The sequence below is a fragment of the Arcicella sp. GW822-FHT02H01 genome, assembly GCF_058802005.1.
In genome coordinates, this window is the sequence record NZ_JBXANT010000003.1 from 56,676 (window position 1) to 80,673 (window position 23,998).

The 23,998-nt window shown below is 36.0% G+C and carries 17 protein-coding genes; 1 reads left to right on the forward strand and 16 read right to left on the reverse strand.

Going from position 1 to position 23,998, the window contains the following annotated elements; translation table 11 throughout:
- Positions 1-5: 5 nt before the first annotated feature.
- Together AC1RNE_RS21740 and AC1RNE_RS21745 are read right to left on the reverse strand one after the other, a co-directional pair.
- Complete coding sequence (locus AC1RNE_RS21740; RefSeq protein ID WP_492804132.1) at positions 6-1,394, reverse strand: Gfo/Idh/MocA family protein; 1,389 nt, start codon at positions 1,392-1,394, stop codon at positions 6-8.
- Between the two features lie 43 nt (positions 1,395-1,437).
- Entirely contained in the window at positions 1,438-2,361 is a 924-nt protein-coding gene (locus AC1RNE_RS21745) for a sugar phosphate isomerase/epimerase family protein (RefSeq protein WP_492804134.1), read from the reverse strand.
- A 158-nt stretch (positions 2,362-2,519) separates the two neighbouring features.
- Here AC1RNE_RS21745 and AC1RNE_RS21750 point away from each other — a divergent pair, with 158 nt between their 5' ends.
- Entirely contained in the window at positions 2,520-3,356 is an 837-nt protein-coding gene (locus tag AC1RNE_RS21750) for an AraC family transcriptional regulator (protein WP_492804136.1), read from the forward strand.
- Positions 3,357-3,368: 12 nt separating this feature from the next.
- Here AC1RNE_RS21750 and AC1RNE_RS21755 read toward each other — a convergent pair whose 3' ends face one another.
- From AC1RNE_RS21755 to AC1RNE_RS21820, 14 genes are all read right to left on the reverse strand, one after another.
- Positions 3,369-4,904 carry a GH39 family glycosyl hydrolase gene (locus AC1RNE_RS21755; protein WP_492804137.1) on the reverse strand — a complete coding sequence of 512 codons (1,536 nt, stop codon included), beginning with the start codon at positions 4,902-4,904 and terminating at the stop codon, positions 3,369-3,371.
- A gap of 72 nt (positions 4,905-4,976) precedes the next feature.
- Complete coding sequence (locus AC1RNE_RS21760) at positions 4,977-6,314, reverse strand: acetylxylan esterase (protein WP_492804139.1); 1,338 nt, start codon at positions 6,312-6,314, stop codon at positions 4,977-4,979.
- A 13-nt stretch (positions 6,315-6,327) separates the two neighbouring features.
- Complete coding sequence (locus AC1RNE_RS21765) at positions 6,328-8,394, reverse strand: alpha-galactosidase (RefSeq protein WP_492804141.1); 2,067 nt, start codon at positions 8,392-8,394, stop codon at positions 6,328-6,330.
- A gap of 11 nt (positions 8,395-8,405) precedes the next feature.
- On the reverse strand, positions 8,406-9,509 hold the full coding sequence (locus AC1RNE_RS21770) for a right-handed parallel beta-helix repeat-containing protein (RefSeq protein WP_492804143.1): 1,104 nt from the start codon (positions 9,507-9,509) through the stop codon (positions 8,406-8,408).
- A 5-nt stretch (positions 9,510-9,514) separates the two neighbouring features.
- Positions 9,515-11,314, reverse strand: a complete 1,800-nt coding sequence (locus AC1RNE_RS21775; protein WP_492804145.1) for an endo-1,4-beta-xylanase — start codon at positions 11,312-11,314, stop codon at positions 9,515-9,517.
- Between the two features lie 111 nt (positions 11,315-11,425).
- Entirely contained in the window at positions 11,426-12,283 is an 858-nt protein-coding gene (locus AC1RNE_RS21780; protein WP_492804147.1) for a sugar phosphate isomerase/epimerase family protein, read from the reverse strand.
- Positions 12,284-12,345: 62 nt separating this feature from the next.
- A complete protein-coding gene (locus AC1RNE_RS21785; RefSeq protein ID WP_492804149.1) occupies positions 12,346-13,293 on the reverse strand; it encodes a nucleoside hydrolase in 948 nt (315 codons plus the stop codon).
- A gap of 10 nt (positions 13,294-13,303) precedes the next feature.
- Complete coding sequence (locus AC1RNE_RS21790; RefSeq protein ID WP_492804150.1) at positions 13,304-15,187, reverse strand: heparinase II/III domain-containing protein; 1,884 nt, start codon at positions 15,185-15,187, stop codon at positions 13,304-13,306.
- A 230-nt stretch (positions 15,188-15,417) separates the two neighbouring features.
- Complete coding sequence (locus AC1RNE_RS21795; protein WP_492804152.1) at positions 15,418-16,899, reverse strand: glycoside hydrolase family protein; 1,482 nt, start codon at positions 16,897-16,899, stop codon at positions 15,418-15,420.
- 76 nt (positions 16,900-16,975) lie between these two features.
- Positions 16,976-18,472 carry a glycoside hydrolase family 28 protein gene (locus tag AC1RNE_RS21800; protein WP_492804153.1) on the reverse strand — a complete coding sequence of 499 codons (1,497 nt, stop codon included), beginning with the start codon at positions 18,470-18,472 and terminating at the stop codon, positions 16,976-16,978.
- A gap of 86 nt (positions 18,473-18,558) precedes the next feature.
- Positions 18,559-21,153, reverse strand: a complete 2,595-nt coding sequence (locus AC1RNE_RS21805) for a glycosyl hydrolase-related protein (RefSeq protein WP_492804154.1) — start codon at positions 21,151-21,153, stop codon at positions 18,559-18,561.
- A gap of 75 nt (positions 21,154-21,228) precedes the next feature.
- The gene (locus AC1RNE_RS21810; protein ID WP_492804156.1) at positions 21,229-22,152 is read right to left on the reverse strand and encodes an SIS domain-containing protein; all 924 of its coding nucleotides are present in this window, start codon (positions 22,150-22,152) and stop codon (positions 21,229-21,231) included.
- Positions 22,149-23,066 carry an EamA family transporter gene (locus tag AC1RNE_RS21815; protein WP_492804157.1) on the reverse strand — a complete coding sequence of 306 codons (918 nt, stop codon included), beginning with the start codon at positions 23,064-23,066 and terminating at the stop codon, positions 22,149-22,151. Before AC1RNE_RS21815 ends, AC1RNE_RS21810 begins: the two co-directional genes overlap by 4 nt.
- Positions 23,063-23,986 carry an ROK family protein gene (locus AC1RNE_RS21820; RefSeq protein ID WP_492804159.1) on the reverse strand — a complete coding sequence of 308 codons (924 nt, stop codon included), beginning with the start codon at positions 23,984-23,986 and terminating at the stop codon, positions 23,063-23,065. The genes AC1RNE_RS21815 and AC1RNE_RS21820 overlap by 4 nt, the downstream gene beginning before the upstream one ends.
- Positions 23,987-23,998: the final 12 nt, after the last annotated feature.

Here is a 23,998-nt window from a genome sequence, read left to right on the forward strand (position 1 = left end):
ATTATTTAAGATAATTTCATTTTCTCGGCATCCCAATTCAATGCCTTATTTTTTTCGGCACTAATATTACAAGCGATAGATGGCCCTGCTGTTCTTAGTCCAAAAGTAGCATCTTCTAGAATAGGCTTATTTGAGCGTATTCCATTAAAAAAGCAAATCATGTGGTCTAATCTGTCATCATAATTGGCAGGTGCTGTAAATTCAATGGTTTTTCCCATGTCAAAACCTCCCATAGTATTGCCATATTTTTCTTTGTACCATTTTTTATAGTCTTCTTTTTGTTGAGCTGAAAAACTATCGAAAGAATCATATCCTCCGAAACCAGGGGCTGCACTTCTTTTCAATGTTCTTACTTTAAAGTCGTTCCAACCAACATCTATTGCACCTTCTGTTCCAATGAGTTTTATGCCAAAACCATTTTTTCCTTCGCCACTTGCTAAGTTGATACGGGTATATAATTGAAAAGAAGATAACGTAGGCGTTTGAGGATAAGCCATAAATGAATTGATTAAATCATAGGCATCTCTTCCATCTTTCCAATAATTTACTTCTCCCAACGCAAATATCTTATTTGGTCCTATCGAACCTGTGATGGTGTGTAAGCCTGTTAGTAAATGAACGACTAAATCTCCTGCTGACCCTGTACCATAGTCTTTATAATTTCTCCATCTAAAAAATCGCTCTGCACTGAAAGGAACTTTAGGGGCATTGCCTAAAAACTTATCAAAATCAATGGTCTCTGGTGAAGCATCCGTCGGAATAGAATACTGCCACGCCCCTTTGGCATCGGTTCTATCGCAATAAGCCTCTACATAACTCAACTCGCCAATTGCTCCTTTTTCAAAGTGTTTTTTAGCTTCTAGAATAGCTAAACTACTTGCCCTTTGGCTTCCTACTAAAAAAACCTTTCCTGTTTTCTTTTGAGTTTCTATAATAGCATGTCCATCTTCTATTTTCTGAATCATTGGCTTTTCACAGTACACGTGTTTGCCTGCATTCATCGCATCAATCGCCATTTTTTGATGCCAATGGTCTGGTGTACAAATCAATACAGCATCGATATCTTTTCTGGCTAATATTTCTCTGTAATCTTTGGTGGTGAAAATGCCATTACCCCATTTTTCCTTGGCTCTATCTAATCTGCCTGTGTATAAATCACAGACAGCTACTAATTCTACACCATCAACTTTGAGGGCGGCATCTGTATCGTAATGACCAATAATGCCAGAACCAATCAATCCTATCCTAATTTTATCATTAGCACTAATTTTAGTAGTAGGAATCAGCTTTTTGTGTAGTACTTCTTCATGAGCATTTACACCAGTAGTACCAATGGATATTGCGGCTACTGAGCCACCCATATTCTTTAAAAATTTTCTTCTTGAATTTTCCATTTTTGTTAAATAAAAGTTTTACTAAATAGAGTAATGTTAAACGCTATCCTAAGAATGTTTCTTTAATGGCTGAAAATCCTTTGATATGAGCACTGACTACATCCATTGTATTGGGCGAGTTGGGTTCTAAACATTGTTCTATCACGATGTGTGGATGAATATTTATTTTTGAGAGTTCTTTTGCTAACCTAATGTAATCAATATCGCCTTGAGCAGTGAAAGCTTCAGACCAAACACCGCCAATAGATTGTCGGATGTGTAATTCAGCTATTCTTTTTCCATATAGCTTCAATACATCAAATACGGCTACTTCTGAATTATCAGAACCTCTGTAAACCCAGTGTACATCAAAACAAAAGGAAACATTTTGGGGAGTAGTATTTAATAGTATATGATGAAATTCTCTTGCTCCTGCTTTTAGCTCAACGTCGTGGGTATGATAAGCCAATGTTAATCCTCTTTGTCGCAGTTCCTTACCCAATGTTTCCATAGCCTGTGCTTGAAGACTCAACTGTGCATCGGTTTTTAATTCGTTCGAACCCCACTTTATCGGACTTGGATTGGTTACAATAATTTTTGTTCCATAGTTTTTAACGACATCGGCAATGGCTATTATGGTATTGATAGAGGTTTTGATGGCCTCTTTTTCATGTAAAACACTGTTGACATAAATAGAAGGTAGGGCAATACCGTATTTATTAAGCACAGGAATTAATTCTTGAGCCATTGCTGGACTTTCAATATTTGGTTCATAAGCTTTGATGCCTGTTTTGGCAAACTCAGAAAAGTTTTGTGCTAGGTTGTCGCCCCATTTTTTATGAACTCTATTATAGAAAGTAATCCAATTATAGCTGTTACAAGAGATAGGCAAATGATGATAGCTAGGCTTTGCCAAAGCCGTTGATGCTATGGAAATAGCAGGGATAAAAGCTAAAAAATTACGCCTGTTTAATACATTTTTTTTCATACTTAATAAGTAGGATAATATCGTTGTTGATTATTAACATAGATTAATACACAAAAAAACAATAAATAATATTATATTGCCACCATAAAACAACTTTTACCGATACTATTTTGACTAGTTTAAAAATATCTAAGCATGCAGTCTTTCAAAAGCTTCCTTTGAACACAGGAAGTTCGTTTATTATTGGGCGTTATGAGTCGCCAAACTTTGAAACGCCTTGGCATTTTCATAAGGAATACGAATTAGTTTATTGTGAAAAAGGCTTTGGAAAGAAATTTATTGGAGATAATTTTTCCTCTTATCAAGAAGGAGAAGTAGCATTTATTGGTAAAAATGTACCTCATTTATTCAAGGCTGACGATTGTTTTTATCAAGATGATAATCCTATAAAACCTTGCTCAATAGTGATTCAATTTTCAGAAGATTTCTTAGGAGGAGATTTTTTTAATAGTCCTGAAATGACAAACATGAAGAAGGTATTGCTATTATCAATGAATGGTTTGCTTGTCTTGGGAGGAGCTAAAGAAAAAATTAAGCAGCTCATGATAGAAATGCTTCATTTAGGGAATGTGGGGCGACTCAGTAAGTTGATTGAAATATTTGCTATCCTTTCGAATGGACAGGAATTACAACCTATTTCTGTAAATACTATTAGTGGTATCAATATCAACGATAGTTTAAAAATGAATAAAGTGTTAGAATATGCTTTATTACATTTTAAAGATGACATCTCTATTACAGAAGTTGCGGGAATAAGTAATCTTTCAGAATCAGCTTTTTGCAGGTATTTTAAATCTCGGACACAAAAAACTTTTTTGAGTTTTGTCATCGAAATGCGCCTCAATGAAAGTTGTAGAATCTTGCAAGAAACCAATAAATCTATCCTTGAAATTTGCTATGAATGTGGGTTTAAAAATCTGTCTAATTTCAATCGCCTATTTCGAAAGCAGTTTAAACAAAATCCGATGGAATATAGAAGACAAGCGGGAAGATGATTTATTGATAAACTATTTTTTAATGCCAATCAAGGATTTATCAGCAATCAATATCGGAGCATCATACACTGGAATATCATTAAAAATGTATTTATTTCCTATCTTTTTCCACTGGTTATCAGGTATTTCATAAACAATTCCTGTAAGAATATCTACATAAACAGGTTGGTCAAAATTACCATTGAGGATAGTAAAATTTATATTTTTTGTCAAATTGGTATTAGTTGGAATAGCTTCATCTAGCCAGATAGTAAATACTTGCTTTTTAGATTGTGTATGTTCGTAGCCATATACAGCCAAACTCCTGTCGGTTCCCTTATTATATTTTACCTCATCTACTTTTAATTGAGTTTCAGTATTATGAGTAGGTTCCAAGTTTTTAATTCGTTGGAGGGTATTATCAAAAACAGAAGCAACATTTTGCATGGCGTAATAAGCTATTTTAGGGCGAACAACCCTGTTTAAAGAATCTGCTTCTATAATACCTTTTACATTCTTTTTATTAATTGGCCCATTCATCACGCCATAATTCATTTCGACAATCCCTAAAATACTCGACTCTATATCATGTCCTAAATCTCCTAACATTCTACGTACATTCCATTTAGCTTGTGAGATTTCAGTCCAATCATAATCTCCTAATGCTCCGCGACCATATCCACTTGACGAAGGTGCACCATTTTCACCCTGACGCAATTTAATAGTTGGGGCATATTTATCTAAAATCCGTTTCAACTCTGCTACATGAGCATAATTAGCATCAGGATTATAAACATAGTCGTGGTACGTCATATTATCAAAAAGCTTCATTTTGCCTTTTTGATGTATCGTTTTAAAAAAAATATCAGCATATTTTAAATCAATATGTCCTATCGCCAAGCCAGAGATTTTAGCTGTGGGCTGATGCTTTTTGATAATCTCTGCCGTTCTAATATTCAATTCGGCTACTTTTTCAGGAAGATTAATTTCATTATCTCCAAAATTGGGTTCATTCCAAATTTCCCAGTCGCTTACTTTTCCCTTGTAACGTATAACCAAGGCTTCTACCCACTTATCCCACGCTTCTAGGGCTTCGGGCGAAGTAGGTATTCCTGCACTTAGATTAATACCCCCACCTCCTTCATATATTGGATTACCATAGGATGTTTCTAACCACGGTTGAAAACCCTGTTTGTGGGCATCGTCAATGATTTTATCCAGCCATTGCCAATCATATTTGCCTTTTACTTTTTCAGTTTTAGCCCAACCAGCTTGCATTCTTAATCGTTTGATACCTAGAGGAGCAATATAGGCTTTATATTGGTCATAATCAGCCATATCTCGATCAAGGGTTTCACAGCCAATTATCCAGTTTGAAAAGATTATTTCCTGCGTGCTCCTAGGTCTTAATACGCCCTTTTTTATGAATGATATTTTCAACTCGGGCATGATGTTATTCTTAGATGTCTCTATTTTTTGAGCATCCACAGCAACCACACTAGCCATCAAATAACACACTATCAGCAAACGATTGAAGGTATTCATAAAAGTTTTTACGTTATTAAACATGAATGTTTAGAAGTCAGTATTATGAGGTAATACCGACTTCATCACACTACTGAGAATCCTAGAAGCTATATTTTACTTTCCTTTTAGTTTTTCTTGTAACCAATTATTCATTTTTTCTCCTTGTTCTGGATAGGTCCAGTGCCCTGTATCAAGGGCTAGAAATAATTCTTTGGGTGCAGTAATCACATTATAGGCTGCATACATTGACGTTGGTGGGCAAGTTTCGTCATTAAATCCCCATGAATACATCCCTGGCACTTTTACTCTGCGAGCAAAATTCACTACATCATAGTATCCAACTGTCGCTAATTTTTCTTTCGTTTCATTATAAGCTCTACTCCATTTGTCAAAAAAATGTGGCCAGCCTCCAGCTCTGCCTTTTAAATAGCCTGTTACATCTGCCAAGGCTGGATAAAATGCTCCAAGCCATTTTACTCTGCTATCTAATGCTGCCGTTACGATAGATAAAGCTCCGCCCTGACTACCGCCTGTAACTGCTAGGTTTGAACCATCATATTGTGGGAGACTCGTTAAAAAATCATTGGCTCTTACACAACCCATATAAACTCTTTTATAGAAAAAACGATTTTTGTCGTCAAGGTTATAATTAGGATAACCATTCAAGATACCAGCACCTAAATCAGTATAAACAGATGGCTCCATCGTAACAGGAATGCCATGAATCCCTATTTGAAAAGTAATGATTCCTTTTTCAGCATTATTGATATCACCTCCATAAGGACGCACACCTGCCCCTGGCACTTGTAATAAAGCAGGATATTTTCCTTCTTTTTTAGGAACACATAATATGCCGTAAAGCCTTGCTCCTATTTTGAAATTTTGAAGATTAACATGGTATACGTTTACCTTTTCTGTACATCGTTCTGGCAACAAAGTCATTTTAGCATCTATCGGAATTTTTGCTAGTTCATCTTTCGCTTCTCGCCAGAAAGTATCAAAATCAACAGGATTTTCAACGGTTGGACTGATAGTCAGGGGTTCAAAAGCCGCCGTACTTAGATTCCTGTATTCTTTTCCATCAATTTCTGCAATAGCAATACAGCGTAGAAAGCCTGACGTTGTCATTGTTCCTCCATCAATAATTTGTGAGCCTGTGACTAAGCTAATGGCTTCCTTTTTAGAAGGTTCTTGTTTTTCAGGACCTATCTCATACCTTACTTTTGCATCTTTTACCAGATTCCCATTTTTAAAAACAGCAATGGTAAATTTCACTTTTTCTCCTACCTTATAGGTCCAATCAGCGTGGTCGGCAGCTACTAATACTTTTACAAACTTCTCTGTAGGTTGAGAGAAAGCTATTGGTAAACACAAAGCCCAAATAAGGGACAATAAAGCGGTTTTCTTGAACATAGGAATTGTTTCTTTTTTAGCGATAAAGATATATTTCATTGAAATATACTTGTTATTTCAATGTATACCGATACAGCGCAAAGCTATTTATTTCGGGTAAATTGATAATAACATTTCCCTCTTCAAGTACCTGACTTTCAAATGATTTACCTTGCCCTGCTATTAATTCTAGCTTCACTTTTTTTCCTGTGGGCAACCAAGTTTTTACTGCCTTCTTAGTATCTATCGTATTTTCTCGGAATACTAGCAAATATCCCTTCTGTTCATTTGTAATTGATTGTAAACCCGTCCATGACTTGCCATTTGGCTCATTCCCTATCGGGAATATTTGCCCTGCATGAATGTTAGTATTGTGCTGTAAATAAGTTTTAATCAATTTGCTGGTTGCGAAAGCTTCTGTAGGCAAACCTGTACCTTCAAACCAAGCTAAAGGCTGAGCAAACATCGTAATGGCAAAAAGATAATCAAACGAGTAGTTCTTTGGCGCAAAAATATCGTTAGTTTGATATTTTTCTTGATTTCTCCATTTGTTCAAAAATTCAATTTGTAGGTTTTGAGCAGGCACATATTTCGATAACATCCATAAGTTTCGCAGGGTGGTATAAGGGTAATAATTTGTCCAGTCGGTATAACGGTTTTCCAAGAAAATATTCCCATATTCATTCAAATAATGATAACCACCCCTTCGGTGGGCTGTTACATCGAGGTTGAAAACTACTTTATGATTTGTCTCGTTACTGACTTTATCCAAAAACTTCCTAAAGTTTACTTCTGCTAATTTATCTGGTAAGTTTACGCCGTCTATCTTAAAAGTACGAATACCATATTTTTTATAAATAGCAATTAAAGCATCAGCATCTTTTTCCCAATACTCATTGCTGTTGTCTTTGCTTGGATTAAACCATAAACAAATTTCTATACCGAGTTCTTTTCCTTTTTTTACGATAGGTGCTAGTCCATTCGGAAATTTCTCAGGATGTGGCTCCCAATAATTTTTATTATCCCAAATATTACTCAGTGAGCCACCCTTAAAAGCAGAGTTTGAAGAACGTCCCAATTGCCAGCCATCATCTAACTGAAAGTGAGTAATCCCTAATTTAGCACCTGCCTCTAATTCTGCCAAGGCAAACTTTTCTTGAATACGCGCATCTTGTCCTCTGTCGCCCCAAGTATTCATCAAAATCATTTCGTCTCTGCCCGTTTGGTGAATTCTGATGCGTTCTTGATAATTTCTTAAGACTTTATATCTATTTTTCTCATCGCCCGTATATACCCCCGTTACAAAACCATACCCTCTACGCCATTCTGTTGGGTGTAAATCACTAGGATTCAACCCTGCTCCTATTACCCTAAAAGCGCCATACTCTGTGATAAAATCACTGCTTGGATAAGCCAATTGCACATTAGAGGTAGGTGCTTCTTTCAATATAAAAACGCCGTTATTATTTATATTATCGTGAGCAAAAAGCAGATTGCCCCGATAAAAATTCGGTCTATACGACAAGGCTTCTACCTTGTTCACCAAATTGTTAAAACGGTCTGTAATATCAAAAAACTCTACCGCTTCTATCTGCCAATGTTTTCCTGAGAGTTCTAATTTTTCGATGACTGGAGTATTACTTCCTGCATTACTGGCACTAACCTTTTCAAGGTTTACCATATCAGCAAGATTGATTCCTTGTTGTAACCAAATACTTTTAGAAGTTCCTTTAAAATACAAATCACAAGCAATTACGGCGCACTCTGGATATAAACGAAACACTCTTTTAATCAATAATTGCTCTAGGCGATAACTAATTTCTATAGCTAAATGTGCTGGAGTAACTTCGTTCTCTGGAATGTTTTTCACTGTAAAAGTAGCATCTTCGGCTTTTTCAGATTGTTCAGGAAAAGTCAAATCAGGCTTACTGCTATTCATTTTCCACACATTAGCACTAGTTTTATCTGTTAAAGATTGCGTAATGATATTACCATTATTCCATTTGTATGTTCTCGCTATTTTTGTGTTTTCAATGGTCAGGGTATCATTTTTCAAACTAGCACGACAGCTCTCTATACCTTGTGTAAAGCCTGAAATACTTAGCGAAAGAAAAGTAAGAATAAGGAATGTGTTTTTCATAATAAAATAACCTAGTTAGATTGCTGTATGTGTTCGGTAATATCCAACGAGAAGCCAGCTTGCGCCCCATCCAAAAAAAAATATGTATTGTTTTCATGAGTAAACAACCCATTGCTTGAAATTTTGTCCCTTGGTTCACCTCCTAATAATATGGTGTTACCTCGAAAAACGAGCGTGTTTTTTTGAGGTGTTCCTCCAGCCCAATCTATCAAAGTTTTCCACTTTGTTCCCTTAGGAACCATCACGGTGTTGTTTTCAAGCCTGAAATTTTGGACGTCAGCTTTGAACTTACTACCTAAATGAAAGCAAAAACCCCCACTATTGACGGAAACGTTGTCTGTTACAGTAATACTTCGAGCCAAGCCACCTCCTATCTCTAAAAACCCCAGACAATCTTCTGCATAATTATGATGCACATAAGTACTATCGCCATTGGTATATACTTCAAAAAAACCACCATCAGCTCCGTAGTCATAGCTTGGTGCGCCACATCGTACGGCTCGATTATAGGCAATTTCATTGTGTGGTGCGAATACCCAATACGCCACTGCCCCGTAATCATCATCACCCCCAGGAGTATTTTTTATCATAATAAGATCATGAGCATAATTTTGCGTAATTAAATTATAACTTCCATGTGCCATCACTCCACCACCACAATTTTCAATTTCACAATTTCTAATAATATTGTGGTCGGCACCCTTTGCCAAAAATATTCCTGCTAAACTGGCATTTTTTGCGGAAAACCCATCAATAATTACCCACTTTGCTGTAATATTAATGGCTTTTGACATTTTTCCTGAATTACTAAAAATAGGTTTTGCGCCTTCTCCAATAGCTTTGTAAACAATTGGTTTAGAGGACGTTCCACCATTATTTATTTCAAGACCTGTTTGCCAAGCAGAACCACATTCAAAATTAATAGTATCACCAGGCATAAACTTCATCGCATGAACAGGCGCAAGCGATTGCCAAGGGGTATTTCTATGAGTCCCTTTATTAGTATCATTCCCTTTGACACTATTGACAAAATACTGTTTGGCTATCGCCTGATTACCTGCTATTTGAAAAGCAAAAAAGAGTGTTAGTCCAACATAAATGAGCGATTTTTTCATAGTTATTATTGATCTATTTTAACTATCAATGCCCCTCCTTTTCTACTTAGAGAATATTGCTGTTGAACCTTCCGTCCTTTATATTCTACTGTGATATTATAAGTGCCATTGAAGCCTCTAATGGTGTAAACACCATTTTTGTCAGTTTTCCCGTTTTTATTTGTAAGCCAAGTTTTGCTTACCAGTTCGGTGAATACTTTCCCGTGTGGACGGACATTCCAATCTTTGTCCCATAATGCCCCTGCGGGTATCCAGTGGGCCTTTTCCCAGAAACCCCATTGTACTACTCCAATAGTGGAAGGATGGCTAAAAATGGCTGTCATAAAATCTTTTAGGTAACGTGCTTTAAAGTCATCATCATCACTAGTAATATCAAATTCAGAAATTTGAATGGGTAACCCCAACTCAGAAAAATGGTCTAGCTTGGCGATGATAAATTCAATACCGGGCGGTGTTCCTCCAATATGCCCTTGCTCGCCAATGGCATCAATAGGCGCGCCATTTTCTTTCAAAAACTTTACATAATTATAAAAGCTTTCACTTCCTGCTCCTTCGCTATGGAACATCGTATAATCATTCAAAAACAGTTTTACACCTTGGGTGTTTTTCCTAGCTGCTTTAAACCATTCTATCATTAGATTTTTTCCTCCTAAGGAATCCATGATATTATGATGAGCATAAGGTTCATTGACGACGTCCCATTCTGTAAATTGATCCTTCATGGTAGTAGTTTGCTCCTCAATTTGTTTGAAGATAGTATTGCTTAACGCTTCTTTATCATTTTTCAAATGAGCTAAATGAGGTGAATGTTGCCAAGATGGCCACACCATTACGTGTCCTCTTACAGGAATGTGATGGTCTTTAAACCATTTTACTCCTTTTTGTGTCTTCGATAAGTTAAACTTATACCAGTTTTTAGACTTCATTTCATTTTCAAGGACTACTTTATTAAAGTACCTCAACAGTGTATCACGGTATTTCTGAGCGTCGGGACTAAGGGTATCCAGAATAATGGCTGAATCAGTAGCTGTACCCCAAGCAAAATCACTTTTTGTTTGGCTAATACTAACTTTTACACGAGGAATAGGTTTCCCTTTTTTGTCTAAAACCTGTACGCTTAAATCGCCCTTCCTATACCGCTCAATTCGCTCATTAGCAGCTTTTCGCCACGGAGCATTTGCTTCATCGCCATCATAGTGTACGATAGTTTTTGGCAAGTCTTGTACCTTTACAGCCTGTTTATAATTGACTAATGAAATATTCCCGATTTCAAATATTTGCGGAAAATTGCCACACTTTATTACCAAGGCTAATTCTCCTTTAGCAACTTCTTTTCCTGCAACAAAAGGAATTTGCGTAAGTGCCCATTTTGAACCAAATGAAATTCCTCTTTCCAACAATGGTGGCCATGAGTACTTGCCTTCAACCATGCGGTCAAGAGATATTTCTATAAATGATTCCCCTGTTTCTTTTTTACTTTGTAGAGAACGCGTATAAAAGGAAAATAAAATAACGTCTCCTTTATGTACCAAAGAATCTATTTTATAACGCAATACAAAGCGTTCATTGCTATTTTGATTAACGGTAGAAATGTGATAAGTCTTATTAAAAGACTGCTCTTTCACTGTTGTCAATTCAAGGATAGCTCCCCCTTTGCTAGTTGGACTAAAAATTAATGTATTATCGTTCGGTAATAACGATACCCCTTGTTTACTTTGTCCATGCGTATTATTTGCGATGATACTCACTAGTACTAATATCAGCAACTTGACTTTATTTAACACGGCGGTCAATATTTTTTTCATGATTATCAATGATTTAATAGTTTAGACACAATGCACGGCCAAACAGGATAGCAAAAGAGTTTTTTTTAACTCCTTTGCTATCCATAAGCACTTGAACGGGTTACTAATTACTTACTTCTTTAAGCTTTTTAAGTAGGCTATCGTGATAGGTACTTGAGTAGCATAACTTGGACTTTCGTCTTCAATATAAAAATGTTGAATGCTTGATTTCTGAGCAGCTTTTAGTACCGATGGAATATCGATTTGTCCTGTACCTAATGCTACATCATTAACTACTGGCGTTCCTCCCGAAAGATTACCAACGATACCTTTTCTTAAATCCTTTAAATGCATCAATTTGAAACGTTTTGGATATTTAGCAACCAACGCTGCTGGGTCTGCTCCTGGAAAGAAAGTCCAAAGAATATCTATCTCAAAGCTTACATATTTAGGGTCTGTTTTTTGGATAATATAATCCATCAAAGTACCATCTTCATATTTTTCAAACTCATAGCCATGATTATGATAGCAAAATGTTAGTCCGAACTCATCATGTAATTGCTTCCCTATTTTATTAAAACTTTCTACCGCTTTTTCAGCATCAGCCAACGTAAAAGGAGGCTTCTGCATAATCCATGCTACTCTGACGAAGCTAGCTCCTAGTGTTTTAGCATTTTGTCCTACCTCAGCAGTTTTGTTTTGAGCGTCATTATAGCTCACTCCGAAAGAAGAACATTTTTGTCCACGTTCATCTAGCAATTGACGAATTTCACTGGCTTTTCTACCAAAAAGGTTTGAAAATTCTATGTCGGTAATGCCTAAACTTTTCAACGTATCTAAAGTAGCCGCTACATCTTTGGCAAAGCTATTTCTGAAAGTATAAGATACCATTCCTGGTTTTTGAGGAAGCAATGTTTTGCTCTTTTGCCCGAAAAGAACAGCAGTATTCATCAATAAAATGAATACCAATAAATGTTTAATCTTGAACATAATTATTGTGATTTAAATGAGTCTACGGATTAATTTATGGTTAGTATAAGTGCTTAGCAATACTACTTTTTTAAACTTTTAAGCGAGTTCCAATAATATTGTTTAATGTTACTTTCGTCCATTTCAGTATATACTTTAACCAATCGTTGTGTGTTTTCTGGGGGTGTTAATACTTTTTTAACGGTTACGAACTTTGGCTTCTGGTAGGCCAATACTAACGCTACATCCCATAAAGTTCTGATAGTACTTTCAGGATTTGTTTCCTCCCATCTTTGTTTTAAATGATTCAAAACAGGATTTTTATCTGTCAATACTGCATATAAAGCGTCTCGTTCAAACCTAAATGGCTGGGCCGTGCTAATAGGCATAATGATAAGTTCTACGTTGGGATTGTTCAATAAATAGTCGAATGCATTCAGGTCGTTTCGGATGTTAAATTCACTTTTATCCCAATATTTTTTCTGATAATTGTATTTTGCTCCCAATAGATAACATTCAATATGTTTAGCGATAGAACTATCCAAGGCGATCGCAGATGCAATATTGGTCAAAGCTCCTAAACAAATAACATGGAGTTTTTCGTTAGGTGCTAGTTGTTTTACTGTAGCAATAATTTGTGCTGAAGCTTCTGAAGGTCGTGGTTCTTGATTGCCCCAAGCTCTTCCCATCTGCCTATCTGCCCCTATTGGATGAGCAATATTCGTTTTGCCCATCAATTGTAGTATTTCTATGTTTAATTGCTGAGAAATATTTACTGTATTGATTCCTTTGGTTTGATATTGATTCCACTTTTCGAACGCAATTAAATCTGCATTATTAAAATGGGCAGCACTTAATCCAACCAAATCAATAGAGTTATCCATAAGCAACTGTACAATAGCATAAACATCATCTGTTTCATTACCCGTATCTGCATCTAGCCAAACCTTTTGTTTTTGGCTAAATATATTATTGTCAAAGCTAAGGATGAGCGCAACAATAAGTATGTATTTGATTTTGAGCATGTTCATGATTTAAAATCTAATTTATTTTCTGTTTGGGCCATAAGGCTAAATCTGCTACGTTTGGTATCTTCTCATTTTGTGCATTTTCAGGAATAAGGAAAACATTTAAGGCATTTTTAGTATTAGGAGGAAGCTTCATTTCAAAGCCAACAATAACAGTATTGGGATTTGAGGCATCGTATGAGGTAGTAGGAACAGTACTCCAAGTGCTAAGTTTTCCAACAACGGACACTTGAATTTTTAACATCATTTTCTTGTTGTTCAAACTTAGCTCAGCTGTGCTATCATCGATAATTTTAACTGTTGCAGGCGTTACCATGCTCCATCGAAAAGTGGTGCTATCTGCCAGTGTTTCTATTTCATCTCTGACTACTACATAGTTTTGATTGACAATAGATACACCTCGTATTAATTGCTTAACACTACTTGCATATACAGGCGTTAAATCTGCAATGGCATTTAGGTTATTAGGTTTTGTACTATGCTGTTTGATGGTAGCATTTCCCTTTACCTCTTGATATTTACCATTAATAGTAATCGTATTATGAGCAAGGTTATTATAACGAAATACCTGCCACCGTTGTGAATTTTGTTGCATATTCCATAAATCAATTCCTTTTGATTCTAGCGATTCGTAGTCTTGCATGCCAAAGTCCATTGCCCATCTTTCACCGTCGGCATCCATTACAAAAGAGCCTACATCCATGTGTCCGTGACTAGCCGAAGGCGAACCTGCTTTAAACCCAACAAAGATACCTTTTGGATTTGTCCATGATGTACGCAACAAAGCCACTTGATTTACGCCTTTTCCTACCCATACATTTTGTATAGGGGCTTGTACTCTATTTAAATCAACTCCTTTACTCCAAATAAAAGTGGCTGGTAATAACCTGCTTTTTGGAATATTGCTAGCCGTTAAAAATGATTTTTGTTCCCATAATACTGTGGCATCTTTGCTATAATTAGCAAACCAGAAGACAGCAGGACTAAACTGAGCACTATTCACACAATCTCCATAGTTAAATGGTTTTCCCGTAGTACCAGAAAGATGTTCTAAAAATGTGGCTGTTTGCGAAAAACCAGCCTTAGAGGCTAGTCCGAAATCACTTCCAAAAGCCTCTTGTAAAGCACTGATAAACATTACATTGAAAGAGGTGCCGTATTCCCAATACATATAACCTTCTGGATACCCACCGTCTGGTGCGTATTGTTGCATCGGTAAAGCCATTGATGCAATGGCTCTATTAATGATTTGTACACTTAACTCAGGATGGTCTTCGTAAGTAGCGATAGCACCATAAGCAATGCCTGCATTACAAACTTGGTTCCAATTGTTTGTTACTTTTAACCAACCATTATAACGACTATCCAACGAAGGCTCTATACCTTTTTTCAGAATGGCATCTTTGATAATGGTACGTGAGTTTTCGGATAAATCGTTATGTAACCAATCATACCCTATTGCTAAAGCCATCGTCATTTCGCCAACATCCAAGAAATGTGAGGGATTCCAATCGGGGAAAGCGGCGGCGGCTAACATCTCAGCTTCAGCTCTTTTCAAATATTTATCTTCATGTGTAAGTCTATAAGCATACGACAAATAAAAAACTCTTTGTAAACAAGTCCTAGATTTATCGAGTAATCGTTTGCCTATTTTTATGGGTTGAACTGTTGGTTGATCTATTATTCTATCGCATTCTTTAATGATTGTTTGATGCAATTTTTCCCAAACTACATCTGATTTAATATAAGAAGCTATTCTTTTTTCTTGTCCATTCAAGCACAATAACCTTGGATGATTAGGAAATTTTGTCCTGCTATCCAATTGGGTTTGCTGAGCAGTCACCGCAAAACATATCGCTATTAGTATTAAGGTAAATATGTGTTTGCAAATTGTCATAATATTTTTCTGATGATGGTTTTTGGTATCAATAGCGTCTTAATGTTTTTAAGGCTAAGTTTGTGTAATTTTCAATAATTTCTTCACCTTTTTATTATGTACTATGCTTATTTGTTTGATAAGTACTTAATCTAAAGCAAATTCTTCAGGAACTGCATATAGAACAAGTGTTTGAGCAAAGCTATTAGCTAATAATAAAAAGCTAAGTAGGAAAGAAAGTATCTTTTTCATTAAGGGTTGTTTTTCAGTCCTTTTAAGTCGGAATCTACATGGATTTTTCCAGCACCTTGATTCACACTAGCTGAAAAATCTTTTTCAATGGCCATATTTCCAGACGTTTTTAAATATATTTCCTTCCTTGGACTATTATTGTTTATCAACGTTAGATTACCCGCACTTTTGAATACGCAATTAGAGATATTAATATGTGTATCAGGATATTTGTCGTAGTCTTTGGCATGACCAAAATCTATGCTATTGGCTTTTAAAGTACTATTTTTAATCGTTATTATATCACAGGGTGTAGTAATAGAAATAAGAGCCCTTTTATGAGGAGACAATACATTCACGTTGTCAAGTGTTATATCTCCTTGAATGGGAAGCCTAGCTCCTGGATAATACGAATGTGCCCATTTATTACTGTAGCTCATCAACTGAAAAGGAACACGGACACTATGCAGATTAATATCTCTGAATATTACATTGCGCACCACAGCCGTATGAATAGTATCAGTTTGAAACATTAACCAGTTAATGCTATCTAATACCGCCATGCCTTTATCAAAGGTCGGTTGCGTTACAGATTTATAGACTTTATTATCAAGATTGGCCACAACCCGATAAATTTTTCCATTTGATACGACGGCATCTCCATGCTTTACCTCAATATTAGGATGCCAATCTACCCAAGCAGAGGCTACAATTTTAGCGAATCCGCCTTCCAGATAATCATCTGGAATATCAGAACAGTTTTCGATGATACCATCTTCTAAATTACCAAATTCTGGATTGGCACTTACCCAGTCGCCTGGCACTAAGGCGATAGCATCATCACCTGTTTGAAAAACACAATTACTAATTTTAAATCGCTTACCCCCACCTAAATGGATGCCGTCTTTTTTCCCTTTTATGATACCATCATCAATTAACAAATCCTCAAAAGTACATACATGTACAGCAAACTGCCCGTTGATAAGTCCTGAGATACGGAAGCGTTCTATTTTCAAATCTTTTACATAAAAGAAAGCGACGTGTCCTCTCAAGCCATAAATCATGTCGATTGGTTTATCAACACCATTTACATTTAAGTTAAGTCCTGTAATCGTAATGTTGTAATTATAGGTTCTGGTAAGAGCTCCTTTATTTAGAAAAACGTGTGTAAAACGACCATTTTCATCTGACTTTTCTAAGATTACACCATTGCCAAATACAAGCGATGTATTATCGCCAATATACGCGGTACCCGAAAGTTTGTATTTCCCTGGTTTGCTTACAATGATTGTTCCGCCCTTATCCAAAGCCGCTTGTAATACCTTTACGTTGTTTATTCCTGTTGCTGTTGGCGAAAACCCTAAATCTACCAAATCTAAAAAACCTTTATTAGATGCTATATTTGGAAGATTATTTTTGTTAGCTTTTGTCTGGGCTAACAAACTATTCGTGCTAACAAACAGCATTATTAAAAAAGAAGAAAGTAAAAGTTTGATATTCATTTTCATTCAGGTTAAACAGTTTATTTATTGGTATTTGAATTATCGACAATTAGTGAACATATCAGCTTTAGGGTTTTCAATCAATTACTCTGACGTCCTGACTTTTGTCTTTTACCACTATCTTTTTATTATCCACTAGCTTTTTTTCATTGATGAAAACACTCCTTAATTTTATATTCTCCACATCATCAAGGTAAAAAGCGGGACGAGCATCATTGGCAAGGTAAGTAACAGAAACATCGGTCATTGTTATCCCTCTAGCATGCTTTATATAAAATGCACTGGCTGGTAGCTTAGTACCAAACGTAAGTCTGTTTTCAGGATAACCTTTTAAGTCTTCAGTAGGGCTTGTCGGAAAAGTTCTTAGCAAATCGTTTTCAACACCTATCGGGACAGTAATATGTATATTAGATAGCTTGATAACTTCAACAGGACTGTCTTCTAATCCTGCAATAATTGATGGTATCACACTTCTGGTTTCGGCTCTTACATTACTGATACTGATGTTTTTCATGAATGACGGCTTATTTTCAGGATTCATAAATCGCTTGCCTACCCTGATGAAAAAAGGAGAAAGGACATCCGTCATTACGATATTTGAAAAATGGATATTTTCCATCACTCCTCCATCAACAACCAAAATAACAATGCCTGTATTCACACTCTGAATATCAGGATTATGCACAATTTCTGGGGTCATTTTCCAATGCCTATAGCCATTGAACGAGCTCTTTTTAATCACACAATTATTTACAGTGATATTTCTAAAGCCTGTACGAGAACCTGTTCCTAGTTTAAGTCCATTACACAATGAAGCAAGTACGCAATTGCTAACAGTAATATTCTCACAGAATTTATCTAAGTATTCACTTTTAAAACAAAGCGCATCATCTTCTGAATCAATAATAACATTATTAACTACCACATCTTTTGCATCAATATCAATACCGTCGCAATTCCAGTTTACTAAACTTCTTACATAAATCCCATCTACTAAAACCCTTTCACAACCAGAAATTGAAATAGTTACCTGAGCTGAATTAAGAATGTCAACGTCTTTCAATACTACATCTTTGCAAGAGATAAAAAAGATATTTTTAGGTTTTCCGTCTTTGTTTAATCCTAATTGAAAAGTCGCCCCATCTCCTGCTCCTTTTAGGGTTCCTTCTCCTATTATTCCTACATGCTGTGCATTATCGGCTATCACTAAGGCTTTCATCGATTCTACATAAATACCATCATGCGTGATAGTCCCAAACTTTTTAGCGGATAAAATATTATGGGCTGGATAATCTGTAGGATGATAACTTCCCTGTAAGATTGCTCCTGCCGAAAGCTTTAGATATACATTAGATTTCAGAAAAATAGTCCCTGTAATATACTTGCCTGCTGGAACAACTACTTCTCCGCCACCCTGACTATGGCATTTATTTATGGCCGATTGAATCGCTTGAGTATTGAGGAAAGTAGTATCAGTTTTTGCGCCAAAATCTAAGATATTATAGTTTTGTGCAAAGCTTGTTCTGCTTAGCAATAAAGTGATTAAACAAAAAAACCATTTATACTTATTCATTTTATTTATAATCAATTTTAAATTTCGTAATATTCTTTAATTTTATCTAACGATGTACAACATACGTTGACTGTTTAAAAACTATCTTATTCATTCAATACTAGTCTATACGTCTTTAACTGATATTGATTAAAATTCGCTTTCAGCATTCCTTTGTTGGGTGTTAATTGTTGTTCATTGGTTTCCACATGTGTAGTTTGCCACGCAGTACGGATAGGTTTAAAAAGTTTCACCACTGGACTAACAGGTCTACTATTGAAATTCCAAAAACGAGTTATCAAGCCATTTTCAATACCCTCTTCAGATGGCTTTAAAGACCAGAGCAATACATTAGGGTCATTAATGGATAGAAGGGAAAATATATTCGCACTTTTTTCAACATCATTTCCTTCAATCTTTCCAGCAACTAATGGGTTTTGGTGTTCCAAAGCAAACTTCATCGCAGTAGTTGGGTTAAAAGCATTTTGATGGGTAGTCAATGCAAAATTATAGTAAAATGATTGCTGACCATTTTGTTTAAAAATACCCATCATCCCTCCATCTTCTCTTTTTTTATCTACTTGTCCGCCTGCTAAGGCATGTAATTCTGAAGAATCCTCCCAAAGCGAGTCAACGGTACTTTCTCCTAATTTAAAAAAACTACAATCTTGATTAGATAATGTGATACCATAATTAGATTCACTCATATCAACAAAGTGATTGAAGGTTTGCCAATCTAAACGAGCGTTTTGGGCAGCATAATGCCCACCTCTCGTTTCTTTTTTAGCGGTAATAATGGCTCCTAATTCTTCGTGACGAGTAGTTTGTTTTTTTAAGTTAAAGGCAAAGTCCCAAGTTTTTACATCACCAAAATTTGCCTGAATACTATCTTCAATTTGTATTCTCGAATTGTTTGCAAAAAGTGTAATGCTTACGGTATGTAGAATAGGTTTTTGAGCAACAGCTTTTAAGGTAACAGAAACAGGACCAGCATTTTCTATAGTTATTGTTCCCTCTTGTGCTGAAATATTATTCTCTAAAAGATTCAAATACTTTCCATCTAAAACAACTTGTTTGTTTTTAGCAACAATATCATACAATTCGGTAATAGCGCCCGATGGACTTACTTTTATTTTATAAAATGGATTACTAATATAATTACCAGAAGCCTTTACCTTGTTTGGAAAGGTTTTACCTTTTTCAGGTCTGATTTCAAACACTTTATAGCCTACTGAAGGTACATTATCTGCTTGAATGCGGAGATATTGTTTCCCGTTTTTATGAATCAACTGATTAGCAACCTCTTGATTCGTGGTTAAATCTATCACTTTCACAGGGTATTTACCCTTATATTCAAAGTCGGCAACATCATTTCTTGTCCAGCTCAAAGGATTAAAAACATAATATCTAACATTGGTCAATTGCTTCATTTGCTTACCCAATGCTTCAGAAGCCAATTGAAACAATGAATCAACATAACTACTCACGTGAGTTTGTAATTTAATTTGCCACTCTGCTCGAATATTACGTTTAACTGGGCCATCAGCCGTCCAGTTATGTTCCCAATAAAAACCCAATGCTTCCCAAGCCTGTTTTTTGGCATTCTCTAAAGACATTGCAAAGTGTTTGTCCTTTAAAGAAACAATAGACGCTAATGCTTCGGCAGTACGTAATTTCTCAACCGAGCGACGAACTTTAGCAGTGGTCTCGTTCATAGAAGCACAATAAATGTCCCATTCATTCCCATAACTCAGCGATTCTGATGGTAAATTAGGATAGGTTTTAGCAATATCTTCAAAAAAATCTGTCTCATTAGATACCCTTACTTTACGTGTATCCGTCGTTTTATGTTGTGCGGCTTCTATAAAAGGTTGTGAGATAAAATTAGAGAGGTCGTCCCAACCATAGCCAAAAGCAGCTGCAATGCTAAAAGGATAGTGAGGATTATTAGTATATTTATCCAATTTATCAATCACCTGTTCAATCTCAACTGTCTGACTAACAAGTCTTTTATTAGGATACATTCGACATTCAGCATATCCTCCAAAAGGAGCATACTTTTTTTCATTATAATCATACCATTTTGTCAAAACACTTGTGCCATCCAATCCAGTGTAATGATACAACTGTTTTCTTCTGTTGGCTCGGTATTCGTACGTCATTTGGCTACCGTATCCACCAATGCCTTTATAACTATATTTTACTCCCGACCCTGCCCAAAGGGAACTCAACCCCAGTGGAATAGTATTATTTTCCATGGCTTGTGCCAACGTAAATCGCAGGTTATAAGCTCGTTCTAAACTACCTGCATAGTACATTCCTCTCAGCACAGCCTCAGTTGGTTGGGCACCATAAGTACTTACTAGACTATTATAAGGGCTACTGATATGTCCTGATTTAATAGCATCTATCAAACGATTAAACTGAGTAGGTGAACGAAATTTTTGATAGGCTCTTAACCAATAACTACCATCACAATTGAATCTTGCCTGAAAATCGGGTGCATTATTTTTAGTAGAATCTACCTGATTTAGGTAAAAATCTAACATTTTCACAAAAGAGGAATCATATTTAGCTTCATCTGCCGTCCACATATAGTCAGTGTGGTCGTCATTGGCAATGTACAATCGCTTGACGGCTGTTTGTGCCTCAATGTTATAAAAAGAGCCAATAATGATAAAAACTAACACTATATATTTCATGTAAGTATCAATAAACATTAAGCTTTATTTTGCAGTCAATTGTCAAAAATGTGTAATTGCTTATTCCAATCTCAACTAATCTATTACTTCTGTAATTTTTCCTCCCACTGCAAAAATCTCCTCAATCCCCAACTTTTGCGATAGATAATATGCCATAAAATTGAAAGGAATAATATTGTGTAAAATAGAAAAATGTTCTTCCACTACTGGTTCTTCTACCTTAAAGACGATACCGCCAGCGTTTTCTATTTTTTCGGTTAAAGCTAAGGCTCTATCATAAGATTTTCCTCTGGCTAAAATTTGAATGACAATACTATTTTGAGCCGTTTCTTTAGGCCCATGGTCGTATTGAGCCATTGGTAAACCATGAAAATTTAGCTTGGTACTCTCGCTCAAAATCAGTGCTGCTTCTAAAGCCGTGGCAATATTAGGGCCACTGCCTGTGATATATATTCCATGGATTGTATGTTGTTGTAATATCTCGAAAACCTTCTCTGCCAAGCTTTGTCCAAGCTCCTCATACCTTTTCATTTTGCCAACTAGTAATGTCACAGCATCTTTAGGATGATAGCCAAAGCCTTTGAACAAGACCAACAGTGTATTAACAAATGTTTTGGAAGAAGAATAATGCTCTTCACCAGCTTGCATCAATACTATTTCTGCTACATTTTTTGCATTACTTAACTCGTTTTCGGGATAGTTAGAAATAGCAAAGTATTTTTCAAAAAGATGTGTACACCAAATCGCTTCACTACTTTTTCCTGACTGTGAGAGAATTACTGCTAATGGCTTTTTCGATTGAGGTGACAAATAATTAAAATACTCTGAAGCAATTTCAGGATAAATATCAATCCCCATGTATTTAAAAGCCAGTGGTGCAAAATAAGAAGACCCCATGCCCAAATAAGGTACTTTTAGGGGCAAAGGCTGTGTTGGGCTTGCTAATAATGCCAAAGCTCTTTCAGGGATTTCAAGTATTTCAGCGTACATTTTATTCATACAAGCAAGGTTGAGCCATCAGGGCTATTTTTATTTTCTTGAGATAATGCCAAAGCCGCTACAATGGCGATAGCAATACCAATAATTTCTATATAAGAAATACGCTCTGCCAAAAAAGCGATTGCTAAGACAATGGTAAAAACGGGTTGTAAAGCCCCTGCTATCGTAGTTACTTGAGAGGCTTTACCTTCAGCTTTATAAGCAGCAAAACTGCATAAAACGCCTAGTCCGTTCAACATACCTGAGAACGACCCTAACAAAAAAGTGTTTCGAGAAAATGTGAAATACACCTTTCCCGAAACAATAAATAATAGTGATAAAATAATACTTGAACATATAAAAGCGGTGTATGCCCATTCAGCAGATATATAATTAGTAGTTAGTTTTTGTGATGCACTAAAAACACCCCAGAAAAAGAGGGCGATTAACGAAAATAATATCCAAGTATTCAATCCTAAATTTTTAAAAAAAGTAGCAGGGTCCTCGAAGATTAAGGTTTGTCCAGAAAGCATAATTACCGCAGGAATAGCCAATAGAATACCTATGCCATTGATTATGTTCAGTTTTTCTTTGAAAATCAAAATGGCTATCAGAATCGTAACGAGTGGGTATAAATTAGTGAGAGGTATAACAATAGCTGCTAAACCTCCTTCTGAAAAGGCTTGAAAAACAGCCACATTACCAATTACTGCCAATATTCCCGAGACAAGCCCCCAAATAATGCCTTTGGTATTAGGCTTTTCTTTTCGGATTTTATTCACCACTAAAGGAAGTGTCAAAAGCATACCGATGGTAAACAAAACATGATTTGCAAAAGGATTTACATCTTCTGAAATAAGCTTTGCCACCACACCCCATACTCCCCAAAAAAGAGCGGCTGCCATTGAGTAGTAAATCCAATATTTGTTTTTCATATTCCGTAAAATAGAGCCGCACTTCCTAGAATTCCCGAATGCTCTTCAAGTTCAGAAATCTGAATATTTGTTTTGTATTTTTTATAAGGCCCTAATAATATTTCGTGTTGCAAAAGTGATAAATAAGGCTTTAGTCCTTTAGCTACGCCACCTCCTAGAATAATGGTATCGGGTGCATACAAGTTGATATAATTTGAAACGCCCATTTTTAAATGAAAAAGAAAAGCGTCGACTATTTGCTTGGCTTCCACATTATCCCTTTGACTAGCTTTAAAAATACTTTCTACCGTAAAAACAGCATCAGGGTATTTTTGATGCCAATTCAATCGCTTAGCGGTATTAATTATTCCCGTAGCCGACACCAATGATTCCAGACAACCAATTTTGCCACAATAACAAGTTACCTCGTTTTGAATAATACTAATGTGCCCACCCATGTGTCCGTAAGGCAGTTTACCATCCAATTTTCCGTTGATAGTAAATCCTAAACCTAAGCCTGTACCTAAAGTAAGTACCAACACTCTTTCAAAGTCTTTCCCTTTTCCAAATAAAGCTTCTCCTAAAGTTACTAGTCGAGCATCGTTATCTACCTTACAAGGTAAATGATGTCTTTCTTCAATATTGTTTGCTAGTGGATAGTTTTCCATAAAGTCCATAAAACCATAGGTAGAGTCCACTACACCATTATCAAACACAAAACTTGAAACGCCAATACCAATACCAACTAATTGTGCATTCATATCACTTGCTCTTGATTTACACCTATCAATTGCCTCAGCAAGCATTTGTTCAAATCTTCCTGCATCTTTAGTTTCAGTACGGAAAATCGTTTTTTCTATTACCTGCCCTAGTGTCAAATCAACCAAGCCAATTTTAGTTCGAGTACCTCCTACATCTATACCAATAGCGAGTTTATTCATGGCGTTTTAAGC